At 37.3% G+C, this 17,205-nt stretch carries 18 protein-coding genes and 2 tRNA genes; 14 read left to right on the top strand and 6 right to left on the bottom strand.

The annotated features are described in order from the left end of the window. The first annotated feature begins 83 nt into the window (after positions 1-83). From L6N96_01680 to L6N96_01665, 4 genes are all read left to right on the top strand, one after another. Positions 84-527 carry an Lrp/AsnC family transcriptional regulator gene (locus L6N96_01680; GenBank protein MCP8322876.1) on the top strand — a complete coding sequence of 148 codons (444 nt, stop codon included), beginning with the start codon at positions 84-86 and terminating at the stop codon, positions 525-527. A gap of 381 nt (positions 528-908) precedes the next feature. Beyond that, a complete protein-coding gene (locus L6N96_01675) occupies positions 909-1,154 on the top strand; it encodes a hypothetical protein (protein ID MCP8322875.1) in 246 nt (81 codons plus the stop codon). Between the two features lie 176 nt (positions 1,155-1,330). Next, positions 1,331-3,265: an acetate--CoA ligase gene (gene acs / locus L6N96_01670; protein ID MCP8322874.1), complete on the top strand. Its 1,935-nt coding sequence runs from the start codon at positions 1,331-1,333 to the stop codon at positions 3,263-3,265. A 68-nt stretch (positions 3,266-3,333) separates the two neighbouring features. Further along, on the top strand, positions 3,334-4,791 hold the full coding sequence (locus tag L6N96_01665) for a CoA-binding protein (protein ID MCP8322873.1): 1,458 nt from the start codon (positions 3,334-3,336) through the stop codon (positions 4,789-4,791). Positions 4,792-4,820: 29 nt separating this feature from the next. Here L6N96_01665 and L6N96_01660 read toward each other — a convergent pair whose 3' ends face one another. Beyond that, a complete protein-coding gene (locus L6N96_01660; GenBank protein MCP8322872.1) occupies positions 4,821-5,189 on the bottom strand; it encodes an SWIM zinc finger family protein in 369 nt (122 codons plus the stop codon). Between the two features lie 93 nt (positions 5,190-5,282). Here L6N96_01660 and L6N96_01655 point away from each other — a divergent pair. Further along, a tRNA-Thr gene (locus tag L6N96_01655) sits at positions 5,283-5,369 on the top strand. A gap of 44 nt (positions 5,370-5,413) precedes the next feature. Here the strand turns inward: L6N96_01655 and L6N96_01650 are convergent. Then, positions 5,414-6,292, bottom strand: coding sequence for a hypothetical protein (locus L6N96_01650; GenBank protein MCP8322871.1), 879 nt, complete (start codon positions 6,290-6,292; stop codon positions 5,414-5,416). A gap of 136 nt (positions 6,293-6,428) precedes the next feature. Here L6N96_01650 and L6N96_01645 point away from each other — a divergent pair, with 136 nt between their 5' ends. Beyond that, positions 6,429-6,803, top strand: coding sequence for a ribbon-helix-helix domain-containing protein (locus tag L6N96_01645; GenBank protein MCP8322870.1), 375 nt, complete (start codon positions 6,429-6,431; stop codon positions 6,801-6,803). A gap of 22 nt (positions 6,804-6,825) precedes the next feature. On the opposite strand, the gene L6N96_01640 is transcribed toward L6N96_01645, so the two are convergent. After that, a complete protein-coding gene (locus L6N96_01640; protein MCP8322869.1) occupies positions 6,826-7,629 on the bottom strand; it encodes an MBL fold metallo-hydrolase in 804 nt (267 codons plus the stop codon). 97 nt (positions 7,630-7,726) lie between these two features. Between L6N96_01640 and L6N96_01635 the strand changes: the two genes are divergently transcribed. The 8 genes from L6N96_01635 (at position 7,727) to L6N96_01600 (ending at position 14,566) form a co-directional block, all read left to right on the top strand. Then, positions 7,727-7,800: transfer RNA gene (locus tag L6N96_01635), tRNA-Cys, on the top strand. A gap of 10 nt (positions 7,801-7,810) precedes the next feature. Beyond that, positions 7,811-9,220, top strand: coding sequence for a cysteine--tRNA ligase (cysS, locus tag L6N96_01630; GenBank protein ID MCP8322868.1), 1,410 nt, complete (start codon positions 7,811-7,813; stop codon positions 9,218-9,220). 73 nt (positions 9,221-9,293) lie between these two features. Further along, positions 9,294-9,833 (top strand): 2-oxoacid:acceptor oxidoreductase family protein, encoded by a 540-nt coding sequence (locus L6N96_01625; GenBank protein MCP8322867.1) that lies wholly within the window; start codon positions 9,294-9,296, stop codon positions 9,831-9,833. Next, positions 9,830-10,123 carry a 4Fe-4S binding protein gene (locus L6N96_01620; GenBank protein MCP8322866.1) on the top strand — a complete coding sequence of 98 codons (294 nt, stop codon included), beginning with the start codon at positions 9,830-9,832 and terminating at the stop codon, positions 10,121-10,123. Before L6N96_01625 ends, L6N96_01620 begins: the two co-directional genes overlap by 4 nt. 33 nt (positions 10,124-10,156) lie before the next feature. Then, complete coding sequence (locus tag L6N96_01615; GenBank protein MCP8322865.1) at positions 10,157-11,314, top strand: hypothetical protein; 1,158 nt, start codon at positions 10,157-10,159, stop codon at positions 11,312-11,314. Positions 11,315-11,320: 6 nt separating this feature from the next. Continuing rightward, positions 11,321-12,229, top strand: coding sequence for a thiamine pyrophosphate-dependent enzyme (locus L6N96_01610; protein ID MCP8322864.1), 909 nt, complete (start codon positions 11,321-11,323; stop codon positions 12,227-12,229). Between the two features lie 98 nt (positions 12,230-12,327). After that, on the top strand, positions 12,328-13,479 hold the full coding sequence (gene dnaG / locus L6N96_01605) for a DNA primase DnaG (GenBank protein ID MCP8322863.1): 1,152 nt from the start codon (positions 12,328-12,330) through the stop codon (positions 13,477-13,479). 16 nt (positions 13,480-13,495) lie between these two features. After that, positions 13,496-14,566, top strand: a complete 1,071-nt coding sequence (locus L6N96_01600; GenBank protein MCP8322862.1) for an mRNA surveillance protein pelota — start codon at positions 13,496-13,498, stop codon at positions 14,564-14,566. A 12-nt stretch (positions 14,567-14,578) separates the two neighbouring features. On the opposite strand, the gene L6N96_01595 is transcribed toward L6N96_01600, so the two are convergent. From L6N96_01595 to L6N96_01585, 3 genes are all read right to left on the bottom strand, one after another. Further along, the gene (locus tag L6N96_01595; protein ID MCP8322861.1) at positions 14,579-14,896 is read right to left on the bottom strand and encodes a divalent-cation tolerance protein CutA; all 318 of its coding nucleotides are present in this window, start codon (positions 14,894-14,896) and stop codon (positions 14,579-14,581) included. Positions 14,897-14,943: 47 nt separating this feature from the next. Then, the gene (locus tag L6N96_01590) at positions 14,944-16,401 is read right to left on the bottom strand and encodes a site-2 protease family protein (GenBank protein ID MCP8322860.1); all 1,458 of its coding nucleotides are present in this window, start codon (positions 16,399-16,401) and stop codon (positions 14,944-14,946) included. Positions 16,402-16,600: 199 nt separating this feature from the next. Next, a partial coding sequence (locus L6N96_01585) for a hypothetical protein (protein MCP8322859.1) occupies positions 16,601-17,205 on the bottom strand: 605 nt, incomplete at its 5' end.

The raw sequence follows: 17,205 nt of genomic DNA, 5'->3' as shown, positions 1-17,205 counted from the left end.
ATTTGTAATTTACATAGATTTTCCTATATGTTTGTGCAGTTTATATATCCAATACTAGATATGTAATACTAAGGTTAATACTCTTGACCATTGATAGCACAGATATGAAGATTTTATCTGAGTATGTGAAGAATGGAAGACTCTCTTTCAGAGAGATAGCCAATAGGATCGGTGTGGCTGTAGGTACAGTACTCTCCAGAACAAAGAAGATGGAGAAGGATGGGGTGATAAAAGGATACTCTGCTATACTTGATCATGAGAAACTCGGATATGAACTTACAGCAATTACAGAAGTAACAGTCTCTAAAGGAAAGCTTCTTGAAATGGAAAAAAAGATAGCGAAGTTAACAAATATATGTGCTGTTTACGATATAACAGGTTTGACCGATGCTATAATCGTAGCCAAATTCCATAGTAGAAAGGAGTTAAGCAGTTTTACAAAAGCACTTTTAGGAATGCCTTTCGTGGAAAGGACAAACACACATATTGTCTTGACAACGGTTAAAGAAGACTTTAGACTTATCTGAGCTATGTAAATTTTATTCTAAGTTTGCTTTACCATTATGTTAATCTACTTCAAATGGAAAGTAGTGCTTTATATCTGACACTGTAGTAACGTAAATCGCATCGAGACCCTTCACTTATATTATATTACTTTTTCTATCTATAAGTTCGACCAGTTTTAAACCTATGGGATTTGGTCCCTAACGTGATCTTGTTGCTAAGACACCTACTATGGTAGGTCTGATCTTCCACTTGAATGGACTTTTAATTTCCAAGTAATTAATCGATTTAGCTGGGGGGATATTGAATTCATTTTATTTGATCTATGGAATATCGAATTTAGTGTATTAATAAGTTGACTTTCTGCTTTATATTATAATAATTTGAATCGAAATATGATAACGATGGCTCAAACAAAATATTCTGTTAAAGTAATGAAAAGAGAAAAGCCCTTTAGAATATCAAAGGATACAAAAGCAATCCTAAAAGGGGTAGTGAGTGGCAAGATGATGAAAAATCTAAGATATGAATCGGTCTCATGCCCTGTAGTAAAAGATGAAATACCCTTCTTACAATGTTTTGCATGTGAATCCTTTATACGGAGGTTTAAAGGAGAGGTGCATTGCGCTGGTCTCAATGGACCTAGGTAAATAGCAAAATGGTATCAGTCAAATTATTGATTATGATAATAATACGATCTTCTCTAAAAAATTTCTATTCTTTGATTGAACACCTTCTTTCATTGTTAACAATGAATATCTAAATATTAATAATAACATTCTTTATTAGATGTCTTTCGGAGGAAATTATGGAGGTCTAAATAAGAATGTCTTCTGATTTTAAATCATTACCTTTTGAGTCCAAATATTGGCCTTCAAAAATATATTCAGATGTATATAATCGCTCAATTAAAGATATGGAAGGTTTTTGGGATGAGGAAGCCAGAAAACTAGAGTGGTTTAGGTGTTGGGATAAGGTCTTAGAGTGGAAACCACCTTTTGCTCGATGGTTTGTAGGAGGTCGATTGAACGCATCATATCAATGTGTTGATTTCCATGACAAAACTTGGCGTAGAAACAAGGTCGCTCTTTATTGGGAAGGTGAGCCAGGCGACAATAATACCCTTAGTTACTCTGATCTTTATAGAGAAACGAACAAGTTCGCTTCGGTTCTAAGAAATCTTGGTGTTAGAAAAGGCGATAGAGTTGCATTGTATTTGCCAATGATACCTGAATTACCTATCTTCATGCTGGCTTGCGCAAGGCTAGGGGCACCACATACAGTTATCTTCTCAGGTTTCAGTGCAAAAGCGTTGGCTGAGAGGGTCAATGATACAGAAGCCAGAGTTCTTATAACATCAAATGGAGCTTTCCGGCGAGGAAAAGTTCTTAAATTAAAAGATATTGTTGATGAAGCTCTAGTTGGGTGCCCATCGGTTAAGAGTGTTATTGTAGTAAAAAGAACAGACGTAGAAGTTGATCTGGATAAACAACGAGATTATTGGCTTCAAGACCTACTGGAAGAAGCGGAAGCTTATATCGAGCCGGAGCCTGTGGAGGCTACACACCCCCTCTATATATTGTATACATCGGGAACAACAGGTAAACCCAAGGGTATTGTACACTCTACTGGCGGATATATGGTCTATAACCATTCGGTCTATAAATGGGTCTTCGACATAAAAGAGGATACGGTTTATTGGTGTACAGCAGACGTTGGTTGGGTTACTGGGCATAGCAAAATTGTCTATGCACCTCTAAGTCATGGTGCAACTTTAGTCATGTATGAAGGTGCTCCAAACTATCCATCTATAGATAGGTGGTGGCAGATCATAGAAAAATTTAGGGTTACTGCATTATATACCTCCCCTACCGCTATTAGAATGTTCATGAAATATGGGGAAAAATGGACAGAAAGATACAATCTAGATAGTTTAAAGATTATTGGTACAGTCGGTGAGCCAATAAACCCTGAAGCATGGATCTGGTACTACAAAAATGTAGGAAGAAGCAGATGTCCGATAGTGGATACATGGTGGCAAACCGAGACAGGTGGGATCATGATTTCACCAGTTCCAGGACTCGAAATGATGGCTCTTAAGCCAGGGTCTGCAACCTTACCTCTACCTGGTATCGATGCTGATGTTGTTAAAGATAATGGGGATGCCGCACCCCCAGGTGAGAGAGGTTACTTGATCATAAGAAGGCCATGGCCTGGAATGTTCATGAATATCTACAAAGATCCAGAGAAGTATAAGGAAACCTATTGGTCAAAGTTTCCTGGCATTTATTATACATCAGACTATGCTGTCAAGGATCAAGACGGCTACTTTTGGATACTGGGAAGGGCTGACGAAGTATTGAAAATAGCTGGTCATAGATTAGGAGCTGCTGAGCTTGAAAGCGCTGCCGTAGCCCATCCTGGAGTAGCTGAAGCAGCTGTAATAGGGAAGCCAGATCCAATAAAAGGAGAGGTTATCGCTATCTTCGCTATACCTAAGCAGGGATATGATCCCTCAGAGAAATTTATTGTGGAGTTAAGGGAGCATATAAGGAATGTGATAGGTCCTATAGCAACTCCGGAGGAAATCTATTTTGTCAAAAGTCTTCCTAAGACGAGAAGTGGGAAAATCATGCGACGCGTCCTAAAAGCTGTGGTTACTGACAGTCCCATAGGTGATTTATCAACAAGTGAAGATGAGACCTCAGTAGAGGAAGTAAAAAGAGCTTACGAAGAGTTTAAAAGAAAAGCAAAGAGCTGAAATTTTGCACGATTATATATATCCCAACTTAAATAAATCATTCATAAATTTTTAAACAAGTGGATCCTATGGATTTAATTAACATAAAATCATTCTTTGATCCAGTTTCGGTGGCTATAATAGGCGCTTCTAATAAAATAACAAAAGTTGGTTATGTAGTGTTGCATAATCTTCTGATAAATAAACAGAGAGGCATATTTAGGGGAGACCTTTACCCAGTAAACCCAAAATACCATGAAATTCTTGGTGTAAAGTGCTATCCATCTTTAAAAAAAATTCAAAAAAATGTTGAGATGGTGATAATAGCGATTCCAGCGAAAGGAGTTCCTATAGTTATGGAAGAAGCAGCAGAGGTAGGAATAAGAGCAGCGATAATAATATCTTCAGGATTCAGTGAAGTAGGGAATAAAAAACTAGAGGAAGATGTAGTTAAATTTGGATCAAGAACAAGTATAAGGATAATCGGTCCAAACTGCATGGGCATATATGACCCCTATTCAGGAATGGATACTCTCTTCTTACCAGAGGTTAAAAAGCTCTCAAATGGGAAGGAAGTTGTGGCAACTGCAAGACCTTTTCCAGGGTCGATTGTACTGATAAGTCAGAGTGGAGCATTTGGGGCTGCTGCATTGGATTATATGGCTGGTCATGGTATGGGAGTGAGGGCTTTTGTAAGCCTTGGGAATAGAGCTGATGTAGAGGAGTACGAACTACTAAGATATTTTGCTGAAGATGAAAAGACAAAGGTGATTCTATTGTACATCGAAGGAATAGGTAAAGGAAAAGAGTTCTTTGAATCTGCAAAAGAAGTAACGAAGACCAAACCGGTAGTCGCTTTAAAGGCAGGAAAAACTGGAGCAGGGGCTAGGGCAGCAGCATCCCATACCGCTGCATTGAGTGGTGTAGATCAAGTTTATGGTGCAGTCTTCAAGCAGAGTGGTATTGTAAGGGCGATGGATGTGGAAGAGCTCTTTGATATGGGGAGGGCTTTAAATCTACAACCACCAGCTCAAGGCAATAAAGTAGCTATCCTGACAAACGGAGGGGGTCCGGGTGTTGTTGCTACAGATGCATGTGAAGAATCCGGGTTATCAATCGTAAAGCTATCGGATAATGTCGCAAACAAATTTGATGAGTTGAAATCTAATTGCGATCTAATCCCAATAATGATGAACTCGAACCCAGTAGACCTTACTGCATTGGCAACAAGTGATATGTATGTTAGAGCTCTAAAAGTATTACTTGATGATAGAGATATAGATGGCGTGCTAGTCATGACTTTACCTCAAACGCCTTCTATTTTAGACGATGTCATTGAGAAGGTTGCAGATGTAGCAAAGGAGCAGACCAAACCTATCGTAGCTTGCGTAATGGGTGGGACGGAGATGGCAGAAGAGTTCAGAGTTAGATTCGAAAAGAGTGGTATTCCTTCATACTCTATGCCTAAAAGAGCCGCAAGAGCTCTTTATAGTCTCATAGAGTATGGGAGATTTTTAAGGAAAACACTTGATAAAAAAATCAATTAACACTCCATTTTAAGTTCTCTTTGATTTTTTTACTTCTTTCTGGGTCTTGCTACATCTTTTAGAATACTTTCCAACAGAGATGGATATTCAGAATCTTGAAATTCGATCACATCTATTTCATTCATCTGCTTAGCAATCTTCAATCCAAGTAGATGGTAACAGATATCATTTTTCTCACTAAGAACTCGATAGTAGAAGTACCTACATGAGCAGTAAGGTTGTGAATCGTCAACTAACTGATCGCCCTCTCGACCTACAACCGTCCAGATTTCACGCTCACTAGGAAAGAACTTGTGAAGTTTTATGCTTCTTTGAGAAACGAGTTTTACAGCTTTATCTAATTTTTTACCATAATGTCCATATTGAGCAGATAACTCTTCAATCAATTTAGTGTTCAATTTCGTGATTCAGATAATTCTTATTTAATGTAAATAAGTTGATCTAACCGATCTGAGCAAAACAAATAAACACCTATTTTTAGAATTATGTCAGCCTCGGTAGCTCAGCTGGAAGAGTACAATTCCAAGAGCAATTGCCTTGTAAGCAATAGGTCGTGGGATCGAGACCCACCCGAGGCTTAATTTTCAACGATCTTTATTTCTTGATTACCGAAGATCCTTTTTTAGAGAGGAAGTTCGAACTGCTCCGTATCGACCCATTCTTTTTTCAGTAAAGTCCACCAATCAATGGCTAATCCTGTTAGTACATAATCGTATGGTAACCATCCATAGCCTTTTTCGCCCCATTCTTTCCCCCACGAGTTCCTGATGAGTATTGCTCCAGTAGTCTTCTTTTCACAAGTAATGTTCCCAATCTCAATATTATTATCATACCCAACCGCCATTACCGCATGACCACCAAGAACACCCTCTCCAGGACATGGATATGGAATCTTCCCATCGCCAGAAGCTTGGTTAATACATTGATAGACAGTAAACCCGAACATAGATGGTAAACCAGCCGCTAAATTTGTCTTAATTCTTGCTAAAAGTACATCCTTTTGTGTGGCAGGTGGATCGAGCCTCAAATATTTAATTGGTTGGTAGGCTTGAGCAAAAGCATAACAGAACGCACTTGGCTCCTTTTCGAAGTCAGCTATTATATAAGGCCAATACTCTTCTGGAGGAACTCCAAAAAGCACCATAGCTCCCATTGTGGTGCGAAGAAAGGCCCCTGTGTCTCCTGTCCAGTGGAGAAGATTTCTTGTTACTTTGTAAAGAAAGAGCCTAGATGCATCTATATGTCTCCCAAAAGCTTTTTTCTCATAATACTCCACTAATCCTATGCCTGCATGAGCTGTGCATGATCCAAGTGAGCCTTGATTCTCAATAGGTGAACACCAATCCCTGAGATCTACAGAAGTTGGAAGACCTACCTTTACAGGAACTTCCAATCGCATTTTTTGTACCATAGGCTTGATCTTTTCATGCTCTACCGTATAATCTCGATAATCAGGATAGTCTGGAAGCCACCCCATTCCCTTCTTTTCTATTCCATACATTATATATCGATATGAGTAATGATATGACAAATATTTATATTCATATTAATTTGTATATACGTTACTGATAACGGAAAAGTTAAAATTATATGACTAATAATATTTTAAATAATTTTTTTCCATTTTAAAAGTGAACATGAGTAAAAAGTTTGCCTCCGTAAGCCTTCCAAAAGAGCTTATCGATAAGATAGACTTGATTATAAAGAATGGGAAATATGGCTATGAAAGCCGCCCAGAGTTTATCAAGGAAGCGATAAGGAAAAGACTTTCAGAACTAGGGTATGAAATCAATCAAATTGTACACACACTAAAAGTCTGGAACGTAACTAAAGATCGTGTGACGATATTTGATGAGACACTGAATAGATGGGTGAATGTTGATATAGGGGATGGTATGGTTATGTGTGAATTAGATAGATCGGAAGATTGTACTCATGTGAGATTCGTTACTGAAATACCTGAAGTCATTACATTATTCAGGAGAATGGGATGGAAATTCCGAAGGAGATGAAAAAGTAGTTCTTACATTTTATTTACTTCCATGAATCGAGTGAAGTAAAAGATTCTGAAAGTGTGATTTTCATCCCATCAATAGCAGCAATAGTCTCTACCCCTGTTCTTTCAGTTATTTTTCTAGCCTCAATCTCTGGGGATGCTCTGATCATCTTAGAACCAAAGTGAGTTATCAAAACCTTTTTTGGAGATAAGCTCTCTACGATCTTTATAGCATCATCAGTGCATAAATGACCATGAAATATTTTGTTACCAGGTCTTAAAACACTTAAAATCAAGAGATCTGAAGATTCAGCACCTCTCATTATTTCTTCATTATATTCTGTATCCGGGAAGTAAGATATTGATCTACTGCCATCATCAAATCTGAAGCCTATAGCGTATATGTCGGTGTGGAAGGTTTTTAACGCCATTATCTTGATCTTATCATATTCTATAGTATCATCAGGAGCCATAGATAATACAATTTCAGGAAGGTTTTTATGATATCTAGAAATAGCAGGATATCCCATCTCAGATACAGGTTCTAGAACGCTTTTTGCCCCAATTAGTAAACCTTGCTTTACATTTCCTCCTTTTGTAGCCGCTTCAATATAGATTTCTGCATCGCTGTAATGGTCTGGATGTCTGTGCGTTATCAATACACCCTTTACTGAAAATGGGTTGAGATGGAGCTGATTGAAATGATATATGGAGCCAGGCCCGGGATCGATTATAAATATTCCATCATTCAAAAGGAAAGCTAATCCTCCGGTTTTTCTTTCTTGTCTCATAGTAACGATCCTCCCTCCGCCACTACCCAAAACGATGATTTCCTTTATCATTGTAATAATATTTTTCAGATTTCATTATTAGTCTTTTAGGTGGTAAACTATTTCTATAGGATCTAAAATATTAGAATCCTTTATTTTTAGAATTTAAGCCGAGGTGACGGAATCTGGTTACGTACTCGCCTGCAGAGCGAGTTGATGTGGGTTCAAATCCCACCCTCGGCTATTATATGAGATGGATGCCTTGAGAGTCTACAACACATATACCAAAAAGAAAGAAGATTTCAAACCGATAGATGGTAAAAGAGTAAAGATGTTTGTATGCGGTCCCACTGTCTATGATCTTTCACATTTAGGACATGCAAGGACCTATGTTGCTTATGATGTAATATCAAGATGGCTACGGTACAGAGGGTACGATCTTTTTTATTTAATGAATATAACAGATATCGATGATAAGATAATTGAAAAAGCTAAAAAGAGAAATGAAAAACCTTCGAAGATAGCAAAAGAGTTTGGCAAGCTATTCTTTCGAGATATCAAATCATTGGATATCGATACAATCGATTTATTCGCTTATACGTCAAAGCACATGCCAGAGATCATAGATCAGATCAGAAGGTTGATACAAAATGGTTTTGCGTATATCACTCAGACAGGAGTATACTTTGATATATCTAAATTTGAAGATTATGGAAAACTATCTCACCAAAAACCAGAAGAGCTGCTGAGGCATAGAATTGAACTTGATTCGAATAAAAGGAATACACAAGATTTTTCTCTTTGGAAAAAGAGAAATGATGGAAATTTTGCTTGGGGTTCCCCTTGGGGGGATGGTAGACCTGGATGGCACATAGAGGATACAGCCATAGCTGAGAAATACCTTGGTTATCAGTATGATATTCATGGAGGCGGAGTCGATTTAACGTTCCCACATCATGAAGCAGAAATAGCCCAAATGGAATCTATCTCAAGTAAAAAGCCTATGGTGAAGTATTGGGTTCATACAGGTTTTTTGAAAGTAAAGGGAAAGAAGATGGCCAAATCCTTAGGGGATTTTATTTCGATTCAAGATGCTTTAAAAAGGTATGATTTAGAAACTATAAGATTATTCTTATCTTCGACACATTACCATAGCAATGTAAATTTCGATGAGAAGAGTTTGAAACAGGCTAAAAGAACTTTGATATCTCTTTATTCAACCATTGATAATGTTAAAAGAGCAATCAATAGCTGCTTAAGATTGACAGATGATGAGAGGATCATAAAAAGAAAGATAAAGGAGAATAAGAAGAAATTTACAGAAGCCATGGATGATGACTTCAATACACCTTCGGCACTATCTTACCTCTACATTTTAGCTAAAGATACTAATAAGTTATTGGATAAACAGGGAAGCATTAATGAGAGATTGGCAGACAATATCATAGCTACTTTTAAGGAATTAGGTGGAATCTTTGGAATCTTACAAAAGGAAAGGTTAAGAGAGGAGCTCTCAGAGGACTTGGAAGCATTAATTGAAGAGAGAGAGAAGGCCAGAGAAAGAAAGGATTGGAGAACTGCAGACGAGATAAGAAATAAGTTAGATGAGTTTGGCATAACTCTAGAAGATACATCACAAGGTGTAAGATGGAAGAAGAAGTAATGTCAAACTTACATCATTACTTTGATAATTCATATATAACCTAATATATGATACATATTTGGTGGATAATAATATGATTGAGATTAGATGGCATGGACGAGGAGGGCAAGGAGCAGTAACGGCATCACAATTATTGGCTAAAGCTTGTGTTAAGGAGGGATTATATGCCCAAGCATTTGCGATGTTCGGACCCGAGAGACGGGGCTCTCCTGTAGTTGCTTTCACAAGAATAGATAAAGAGCCTATTGAAGTAAGATCGAACATTTATGAACCAGATATAGTTGTTATTTTCGATACTCTTCTCATGGATAGTGTAAATGTCACATCAGGCTTAAAGCCTAAAGGAAATATGATTATTAATACTCATTCTTCTCCACAAGAATTAAAGCAAGATTTTCCAGAATTTAAGATAAGCACCGTCGACGCTACACAGATAGCTTTGAAAAGATTGGGCGTACCGATAACGAACACTGTTCTGCTAGGAGCTCTAGTAAAGACAACTGGAATTGTAACTCTAAAAAATATAGAAGAAGTTGTTCTAGAAAGATTCAACATAAAGAATGTCGAAGCAGTCAAAGAGGCATTTAATAAGACTCTTGTATTGGAGGAATGATAATGAAGAGCGAATTACCTAGTTGGAATGAAATGGAGGAAGGTTTTATAACAAGAACCTTAACGGAAGAGATCAACGAAACAGGTTCATGGCGCACTTTTAAACCAGTGATTGATCATTCAAGGTGCACGAAATGTAGATTATGTATTATTTACTGCCCTGAACCATGTATAGATTTAGAAGTCACAAGTTCTGATGAAAAAGTTACGATCGATTACAATTTCTGTAAAGGTTGTGGAATATGCGCTGAGGAGTGTCCTGTCACATGTATAAATATGGTGGAGGAATAAGAAAGATTGAAGACAATTGAACCGATGAATCTTATGTCGGGGAATCTTGCAGCAGCTTACGCAATTAAGCAACTTGATGTAGATCTAGTAGCAGCTTACCCAATCACCCCGCAAACAACCATAATTGAGAAGATTTCAGAGTACGTTGCTAATGGGGAATTAGATGCAAATTTCATGCTTGTTGAATCAGAACATTCAGCTATATCATCATGCCTATCTGCAGCTAGTACTGGAGCAAGAGTCTTCACATCGACCTCATCACAAGGACTACTTTTAATGCATGAGATACTCTTCATAACTTCAGCTTTAAGACTCCCTGTAGTTATGACAGTAGCAAATAGATCGGTCTCAGCCCCAATAAATATATGGTGTGATCATGGAGATATTATGCCCCAGCGAGATGTCGGTTGGATTCAGTTATTTGCAGAATCTGCTCAAGAGGCTTACGATAAACTTATTCAAGCATATAGAATCTCAGAAGATCCTAGAGTAAGACTCCCCGTGATGGTAAGCGCGGATGGTATAATATTAAGCCATACATATGAACCTATAAGACTCCTTAAAGACTCGGAAGTAACTTCATTTTCACCTTGGAATCTATACCCAACTAGATTAGATCCAGATAAACCGTTGACAATAGGCGCTTTTGGCTATCCTGAATACTACCTAGAGACAAGATATCAGTCCTCCAAAGCGTTAGAAGATACTATCAAGATAATATCTGAAGTTGATAAGAAGTATGGTGAAATATCAGGTAGAAAATACGGAGTAGTATTCCCATTCAAATGTGAAGATGCAGATGTGATCTTGATCTCAATGGGTTCAATTTCAGAGACTATTAGAGCTACTGTAAAAAAACTTCGAAAAAAAGGTGAGAAGATAGGGATGATAAGCTTAAAACTCTTTAGACCATTTCCCTTTATTGAGATAGTCGAGCTGATAAAAGATGTAAAAGCTATAGGCGTTGTCGACAGAGCATTATCCCCAGGAGCCATAGCTGGGCCTGTATACAACGAAATAACTACTGCACTTTACCTTTCGAAGATAAATATCCCTTCTATGAATTTCTTTGCTGGACTGGGGGGGAGAGATGTAACGATGGAAGATGTAAAAGACATGTTCGTGAAGCTCAAAGAAGTCGCCAAGACTGGGACTGTTAAAGACAATAAATTTTACGTAGGTCTAAGGTGATGAGAGATGCCATTTAAGAGTATCAAGTCTCTTGAAGAGAGATCAGACTTCTTCAGTCCTGGTCACGGCCTATGCGCTGGTTGTGGTGCAGCTCAGATAGCAAGAATTGTAACTAAAGTTGCTGGAAAAGATACGATAATTGTCACTCCCACGGGTTGTCTTGAAGTCTCGACTACAACATATCCAGCAACTTCATGGAAAGTCCCCTATATACATGTGGCCTTTGAGAATGCTGCTGCAGCAGCTTCTGGAATAAAAGTCGCTTATGGTGCGTTGATCAGAAAGAAAAAGATACCTAAAGATGCAAAAGTGGTTGTTCTAGGTGGAGATGGAGGTACAGCTGATATAGGATTACAATCTTTGAGTGGAGCTTTTGAGAGAGGAGATCGTATTACATACATCTGTTATGATAACGAAGCCTATATGAATACTGGTATCCAACGTAGTGGAGCAACGCCCTACGGTGCATGGACTACGACTAGCCCTGGAGGTCAGAAGACATTAAAGAAAGATCTTATGGGAATTGCGATAGCCCATGGCGTAAAATATGCAGCCACAGCATCTATTGCATATGTAAGAGATGCAGCGAATAAAGTTGATAAAGCAATTTCAATGGGTGGGCCTTCTTTTATACATTGGATTCAACCCTGCACCACTGGGTGGAGATATGATCCGAAATTAACGGTAAAGATAAGCAAATTAGTTGTGAAGACAGGTCTATGGCCTCTATACGAATATCATAATCGGGTAATAAAACTTACAGTAAAGGTCCCAAAAAGAGTTCCTGTATCTGAATACCTTAAGCTTCAAGGAAGGTTCAGGCATATAATGAACAAACCAGACGAGTTAAGAATTATTCAATCTTATGCAGATGAGCTATCCGCGAAATTCGGATTGGGACCTGTAGTTCAATAGTAAAATCAAAATTCATAATATTATGAATTTTGAAGATATAAGGTTTATATGTAAGCCTCAGTAAAAGTACATTATTCCGCTTAACGAGTTAATGAAAGATGGATAAAGGAGGAACCAATTTGCATAGTTCTATTGTAAAGTATCATGTAAGGTTAAAGTTCAATATAGAAGGAGTTGTTGAAAAAGCAGACCTGATAGGGGCCATATTCGGGCAAACGGAGGGTTTGTTCGGACCTGAGATGAACCTTAACGAACTTCAAAAGTCTTGGAAAGTCGGAAGAATTGAAGTCACATTAGAATCCAAGAAAGATCAGACGCAAGGGGAAGTCTTGATCCCTATGTCTACCGATATATCAACTGCTGCTTTGATAGCTGCCGCTGTGGAAAGTGTCGATAAAGTAGGACCTTGTTTAGCACGCTTCATATTATTAGGGATTGAAGATGTGCGTGTATATAAAAGAAAAATGATTGTTGAAAGGGCTAAAATTATTATAAAGGAGTGGGCCTCAAAATCTGTTAGCGAAAGTGGAGAATTACTAAAAGACCTTATCGAAGTAGCTAAGCGCTCAAAACTTATCTCATACGGAAAAGAAGAGTTACCAGCAGGTCCAGGCGTCTATACTTCAGATACGATCATACTTGTAGAAGGAAGGGCTGATGTGATTAATTTACTTAAGGCAGGGATAGATAATGTTATTGCTATCGAAGGAGTAAAGATTCCAGAATCGGTAATAAAACTTTCTAAAGAGAAAAGGATCGTAGCCTTTTTGGATGGGGATAGGGGTGGAGACCTAATATCAAAAGAGCTCTCACAAATAACGAATATCAATAAGATAATCATGGCACCTCAAGGAAAAGAGGTTGAAGATTTAGCACCTACAGAAGTCATAAACATATTAAAAAAGGAGATGGAAGAACTACCTATTAAAAAAATTAGTGCAGATTATCACGAACAACTATCTGAAAAGGTCTCTGAATTTTTCCCTAAGATCAACAACACATTAGAAGCTATAATACTAGACGAAAACTTCAGTCAGATCATGAAATCCCCAATCAATGAACTTGTGCAACGGTTGGAGAATGTTGAGGGATCAAAGTACATAATCTTCGATGGAATAATAACACAACGCTTAATTGATTCAGCCTCAAAGATAGGCATTCAAGCAATTGTAGGGCACCGCATAGGAGATATAAAAAGTAATCAAGCTGATTTATTATTAAAGACTTTTAATGAGTTTGGAATAGAGTAGTTTTTACTCAACGTAAATGATCATTCACAAATTCAACTTAAAAAAAGGAATAGCATTACTTACCATCGAAGATGTAGACGATCTTTGGTGTTTAAAGAGGATTATAACATCTGGGGATATAATCTCTGGAGAAACTTCCAGAATCATCAAACGTACAGGCACGTATGTTCGACCAAATAAAGGTGAACGAGTAAAAGTCAAGGTAACATTGAGAGTCGAAAGAACTAAGTTGGATAGTAGTTTTGGCAGACTTAGGATCTTTGGTAAGATTTTAGAAATGCCAGAAGACATCTTGACTAAAGGTTTTCATTCTATTGTAGCAACTCCCAATTATAAACTGTGGCTTCAAAAGGATCGTTGGAAAGAGACAGATTTACGCATAATAAAGGAGTGCGAGAAAGCAATAAAACGTTTTATGATCGTAGCATTAGATAGAAGGGACGCGGGCGTAGGCTTAGTACAGGGAACTCATCTCCAATTACTTCCAACCATAGAGTCAGGGTTAGAAGGTAAGCATTACAATATAAAGGAAAGATCAACAAATCCGTATTATAAAAAGGTAATACAGACAATACTATCAATTTATAGATCTTGCACAGAGATATTTGTAGCTGGACCTGGAAATATCAAAAATTCCTTTATCAACTTCATATCTAAACAGAAGGGTGGTTTGGCAGACCATGTAAAGATCATAGATGGCATAGATATAGCAGGTGATGATGGTGTTTATATGACACTTCGCTCACCTCAGCTTCGAGAATACATTAAAGGAAGCAAGCTTGCACTTGTAACCGTATTATTAGAGCAATTCATAAAAAGGATAGCTGATGGTGATGATAGGGTAGCATTTACCTTTAATGAAGTTAAAGAAGCGGGCAAGTTAGGTGCAGTGGACCTTGTCTTAGTGTCTGATAAAATTTTTGAATATGGTATCGATGAGAACGATCTTGCTGAGTTATTAAACTCCGTCGAGACATTCGGTGGGAAAGGTTATTTGATAGATTCATCTACCGATACTGGTTCTCAAGTTATGGGAATGGGCGGTATTATCGCCCTACTTAGATTCTCACTAAAATCACAAGTCTAATGAGCTTATATTTCATCTAGCACTTACATTCTCAGTCAGCCATAATAAGTACTTAGGGTCTATATACTGCGGGGTAATCTCTATTATCTCAGGAACTTCATAGGTGTGGTTCTTTCTAATGAAATCCTTTAACCTATTTACGCCTTTTTCTGTGGTTTTGAAAAGTGTCAAGAACTCGTCCATTTCTTCGATTTTTCCTTTCCAAGTATAAATCGATCTTACTTTTATAATATTTATACATGCAGCCAAATTCGCTTCGATCGAATCTCTTGCAATCTTCTCAGCATTTAATTTATCTGAATAGGTGGTGATTATTATCCTACATTCCATTTGAATCCTAATAAATAGATAATAGTTGTATATCAATTATCATCTTATCATAAGTATGGGACAGCTAGCATTAATACTACTAAGGAGATCATTGCTATTGTAACTCCACCAGTGATTCTTTTAATTACTTTCTCGCTTAATCTTTTTTTTGCTATTGCACGTAAAAATACTCTGAAGGCTACTCCTCCATCTAAAGGGTATATTGGAAGAGTATTGAATATCGCTAAGTTGATGTTAATAAACCATATCCAAAAGAGTAGGTTGGTTAATGGATATAATGCATTGCCTAAACTAGATGTATAGAAATTAATCATCACATCGGAAAATGGAACGTTATATGGAGCCAAAGTGGGAAGAAGAAAGTAAAATAATGGTGATGTAGAACCAAAAGGCCTATATTCGTTTAATATATCATTTAGCCCCGCATATCTGATGCCATGACTTCCAGAAGGATCTGTTAACATGACACCAAGTACTGGCTGAGAACTGTTCTGGGGATTACTTGCCAATGCCATCGTATAATTCAGTGGTGTAATCCCTCGTTCGATAGTTAAAGTTATAATATCTCCAGGATCCATAGATGAGAGGGTATTTTCAAACTCTTTTAATGACGAAACTCGGACTCCATTCAGCATTATTATTGTATCTTCAACTTGTACTCCTGCTTGTTTAGCAGGAAAATCTTGCCAAAATCCCACTATAACTGGCCCGTTAGGTAGTATCAATTTATAGTTGATAGTATTACCATCTCTAACAGAAGTCAAGTTTACAATTGCGCCAGCTCCATAGAGTTGTAAAGCGTCCTCAAAATCGGATGCCGAAGTTACAGAAAAATCGTCGACTCTTATAATTATATCATTTAGCTCAATACCAGTTTTTTGAGCTGGGCTGTTTTCTACTATCCCTATTACTCCTACTCCATTAGCTATAGGAGCCATCGAACTCAATACCAGTAATAGCCCAAGAAGTGCTATTAACCCTGTTATTATGTTGCTACCTGGTCCTGCGGCCAACACTCTACCTGAATCTCTAGCCTTAGCTTTTTGAAGCTCTTTTTCATCCACATCCACGAAAGCACCTATTGGAAGTACCAGTAACAGTATCACCCCACTCGACTTTACTGGGATTCTTAAAGATCGGGCTAGTATTCCATGTGCTCCCTCATGGACTATCATGGCAACTATCAAGCCAATCCAACCATAGACTATTGGAAGGTAAGGATTGATTCCAGGTATCAATAAGTTCGCGAGGGGAGTGATCTCTCTCGCAAAATCTCTCAAGGCGGTGTTTGAAATAAAAGATACGACTGCCCACAAGATGAGGTAAAAGCCTATTACTGATACTATTGGAAATATATATAATAAAATCCATCCAATTTTTTTAATGAACTCAAATTGCCCAATACTTTCTATAATCGAAAGACCTTTCTTTGTCCTTATTAAAATAAATGGGAAGGTTATCTCCACTCTTTTAATTTCACCTTCTGCCAAACCGTTCTTTGTCAACCCAAACTCACCACGTAATTAAAGTGATATATATGAGATTATGTTAATCCCCCAATTTTTCTATATATTCAAAATTAACTTTATTACACTTTAATAAATAAATGGTTAGAAAGGAATTTGTAAAATTTTGCCCGAAGATAGAAGATGTATAAAATGTAGTAATAAAGCCGTATATTATAGAGCTTTCCTTATTGTAATTTTAAAAATCTTTTACCATAGTTTCAATAGAATGAAATATCATCGGTAATATTTTTTCTGCCTCTTTTTGAGATAAAAATGCTTCTGGATGACTAAGTTTATTTCTCAAATTCTCTCTTAGATAGTCTAAATGCCCTAATAATGATGAATCTGCTATTTTTTCTAATTCATCTAATATCTTTTTCCAATCTATAAAACCCTTTATAGCTTTACCAGTTTTCTTTTCATAATATTCTCTCAAAACACATTCAGTCGCCCTTAAAGCATGATAACCACCAGAAGTTGGCAATTCAAATAAAATACATTTACAGGATTCGTTCAAATCCATTCTAGTAAATATTGTAAGTTTTCTCCAAACACTCCTTGGTAAAAAACTTACTGCACCTTTTTTCAGCAACTCAGGATTTAAAGTGTATTTATTATCTAAAAGAACGGCATCTAGTTTTTCAGATTTTTCTATTAAACGATCAAGCCAAAATGTTGATATGTCTAATAGATGTTGTTTATCTTCTTTAGATAAATCAGAATCAGGTTTGGAAAGATCGTAGTTCTTCTCGATTTTCTTTATAAAGTCTTGAATATCCTTTGAGGTAGTTGGACAAATCC

This window comes from Candidatus Methylarchaceae archaeon HK02M2, from assembly GCA_024256165.1.
Taxonomy (GTDB): Archaea; Thermoproteota; Nitrososphaeria; order Nitrososphaerales; family JACAEJ01; genus HK02M2.
This window is presented reverse-complemented; position numbering and strand designations above follow the sequence as displayed.

Excerpts from the sequence above, each read along its gene's own strand:
- L6N96_01675 (MCP8322875.1), top strand. The coding sequence starts at position 909 with ATGGCTCAAACAAAATATTCTGTTAAAGTAATGAAAAGAGAAAAGCCC.
- acs (MCP8322874.1), top strand. The coding sequence starts at position 1,331 with ATGTCTTCTGATTTTAAATCATTACCTTTTGAGTCCAAATATTGGCCT.
- L6N96_01665 (MCP8322873.1), top strand. The coding sequence starts at position 3,334 with ATGGATTTAATTAACATAAAATCATTCTTTGATCCAGTTTCGGTGGCT.
- L6N96_01650 (MCP8322871.1), bottom strand. The coding sequence starts at position 6,292 with ATGTATGGAATAGAAAAGAAGGGAATGGGGTGGCTTCCAGACTATCCT.
- L6N96_01645 (MCP8322870.1), top strand. The coding sequence starts at position 6,429 with ATGAGTAAAAAGTTTGCCTCCGTAAGCCTTCCAAAAGAGCTTATCGAT.
- L6N96_01640 (MCP8322869.1), bottom strand. The coding sequence starts at position 7,629 with ATGATAAAGGAAATCATCGTTTTGGGTAGTGGCGGAGGGAGGATCGTT.
- cysS (MCP8322868.1), top strand. The coding sequence starts at position 7,811 with ATGGATGCCTTGAGAGTCTACAACACATATACCAAAAAGAAAGAAGAT.
- L6N96_01625 (MCP8322867.1), top strand. The coding sequence starts at position 9,294 with ATGATTGAGATTAGATGGCATGGACGAGGAGGGCAAGGAGCAGTAACG.
- L6N96_01620 (MCP8322866.1), top strand. The coding sequence starts at position 9,830 with ATGATAATGAAGAGCGAATTACCTAGTTGGAATGAAATGGAGGAAGGT.
- L6N96_01615 (MCP8322865.1), top strand. The coding sequence starts at position 10,157 with ATGTCGGGGAATCTTGCAGCAGCTTACGCAATTAAGCAACTTGATGTA.
- L6N96_01610 (MCP8322864.1), top strand. The coding sequence starts at position 11,321 with ATGCCATTTAAGAGTATCAAGTCTCTTGAAGAGAGATCAGACTTCTTC.
- dnaG (MCP8322863.1), top strand. The coding sequence starts at position 12,328 with ATGGATAAAGGAGGAACCAATTTGCATAGTTCTATTGTAAAGTATCAT.
- L6N96_01600 (MCP8322862.1), top strand. The coding sequence starts at position 13,496 with ATGATCATTCACAAATTCAACTTAAAAAAAGGAATAGCATTACTTACC.
- L6N96_01595 (MCP8322861.1), bottom strand. The coding sequence starts at position 14,896 with ATGGAATGTAGGATAATAATCACCACCTATTCAGATAAATTAAATGCT.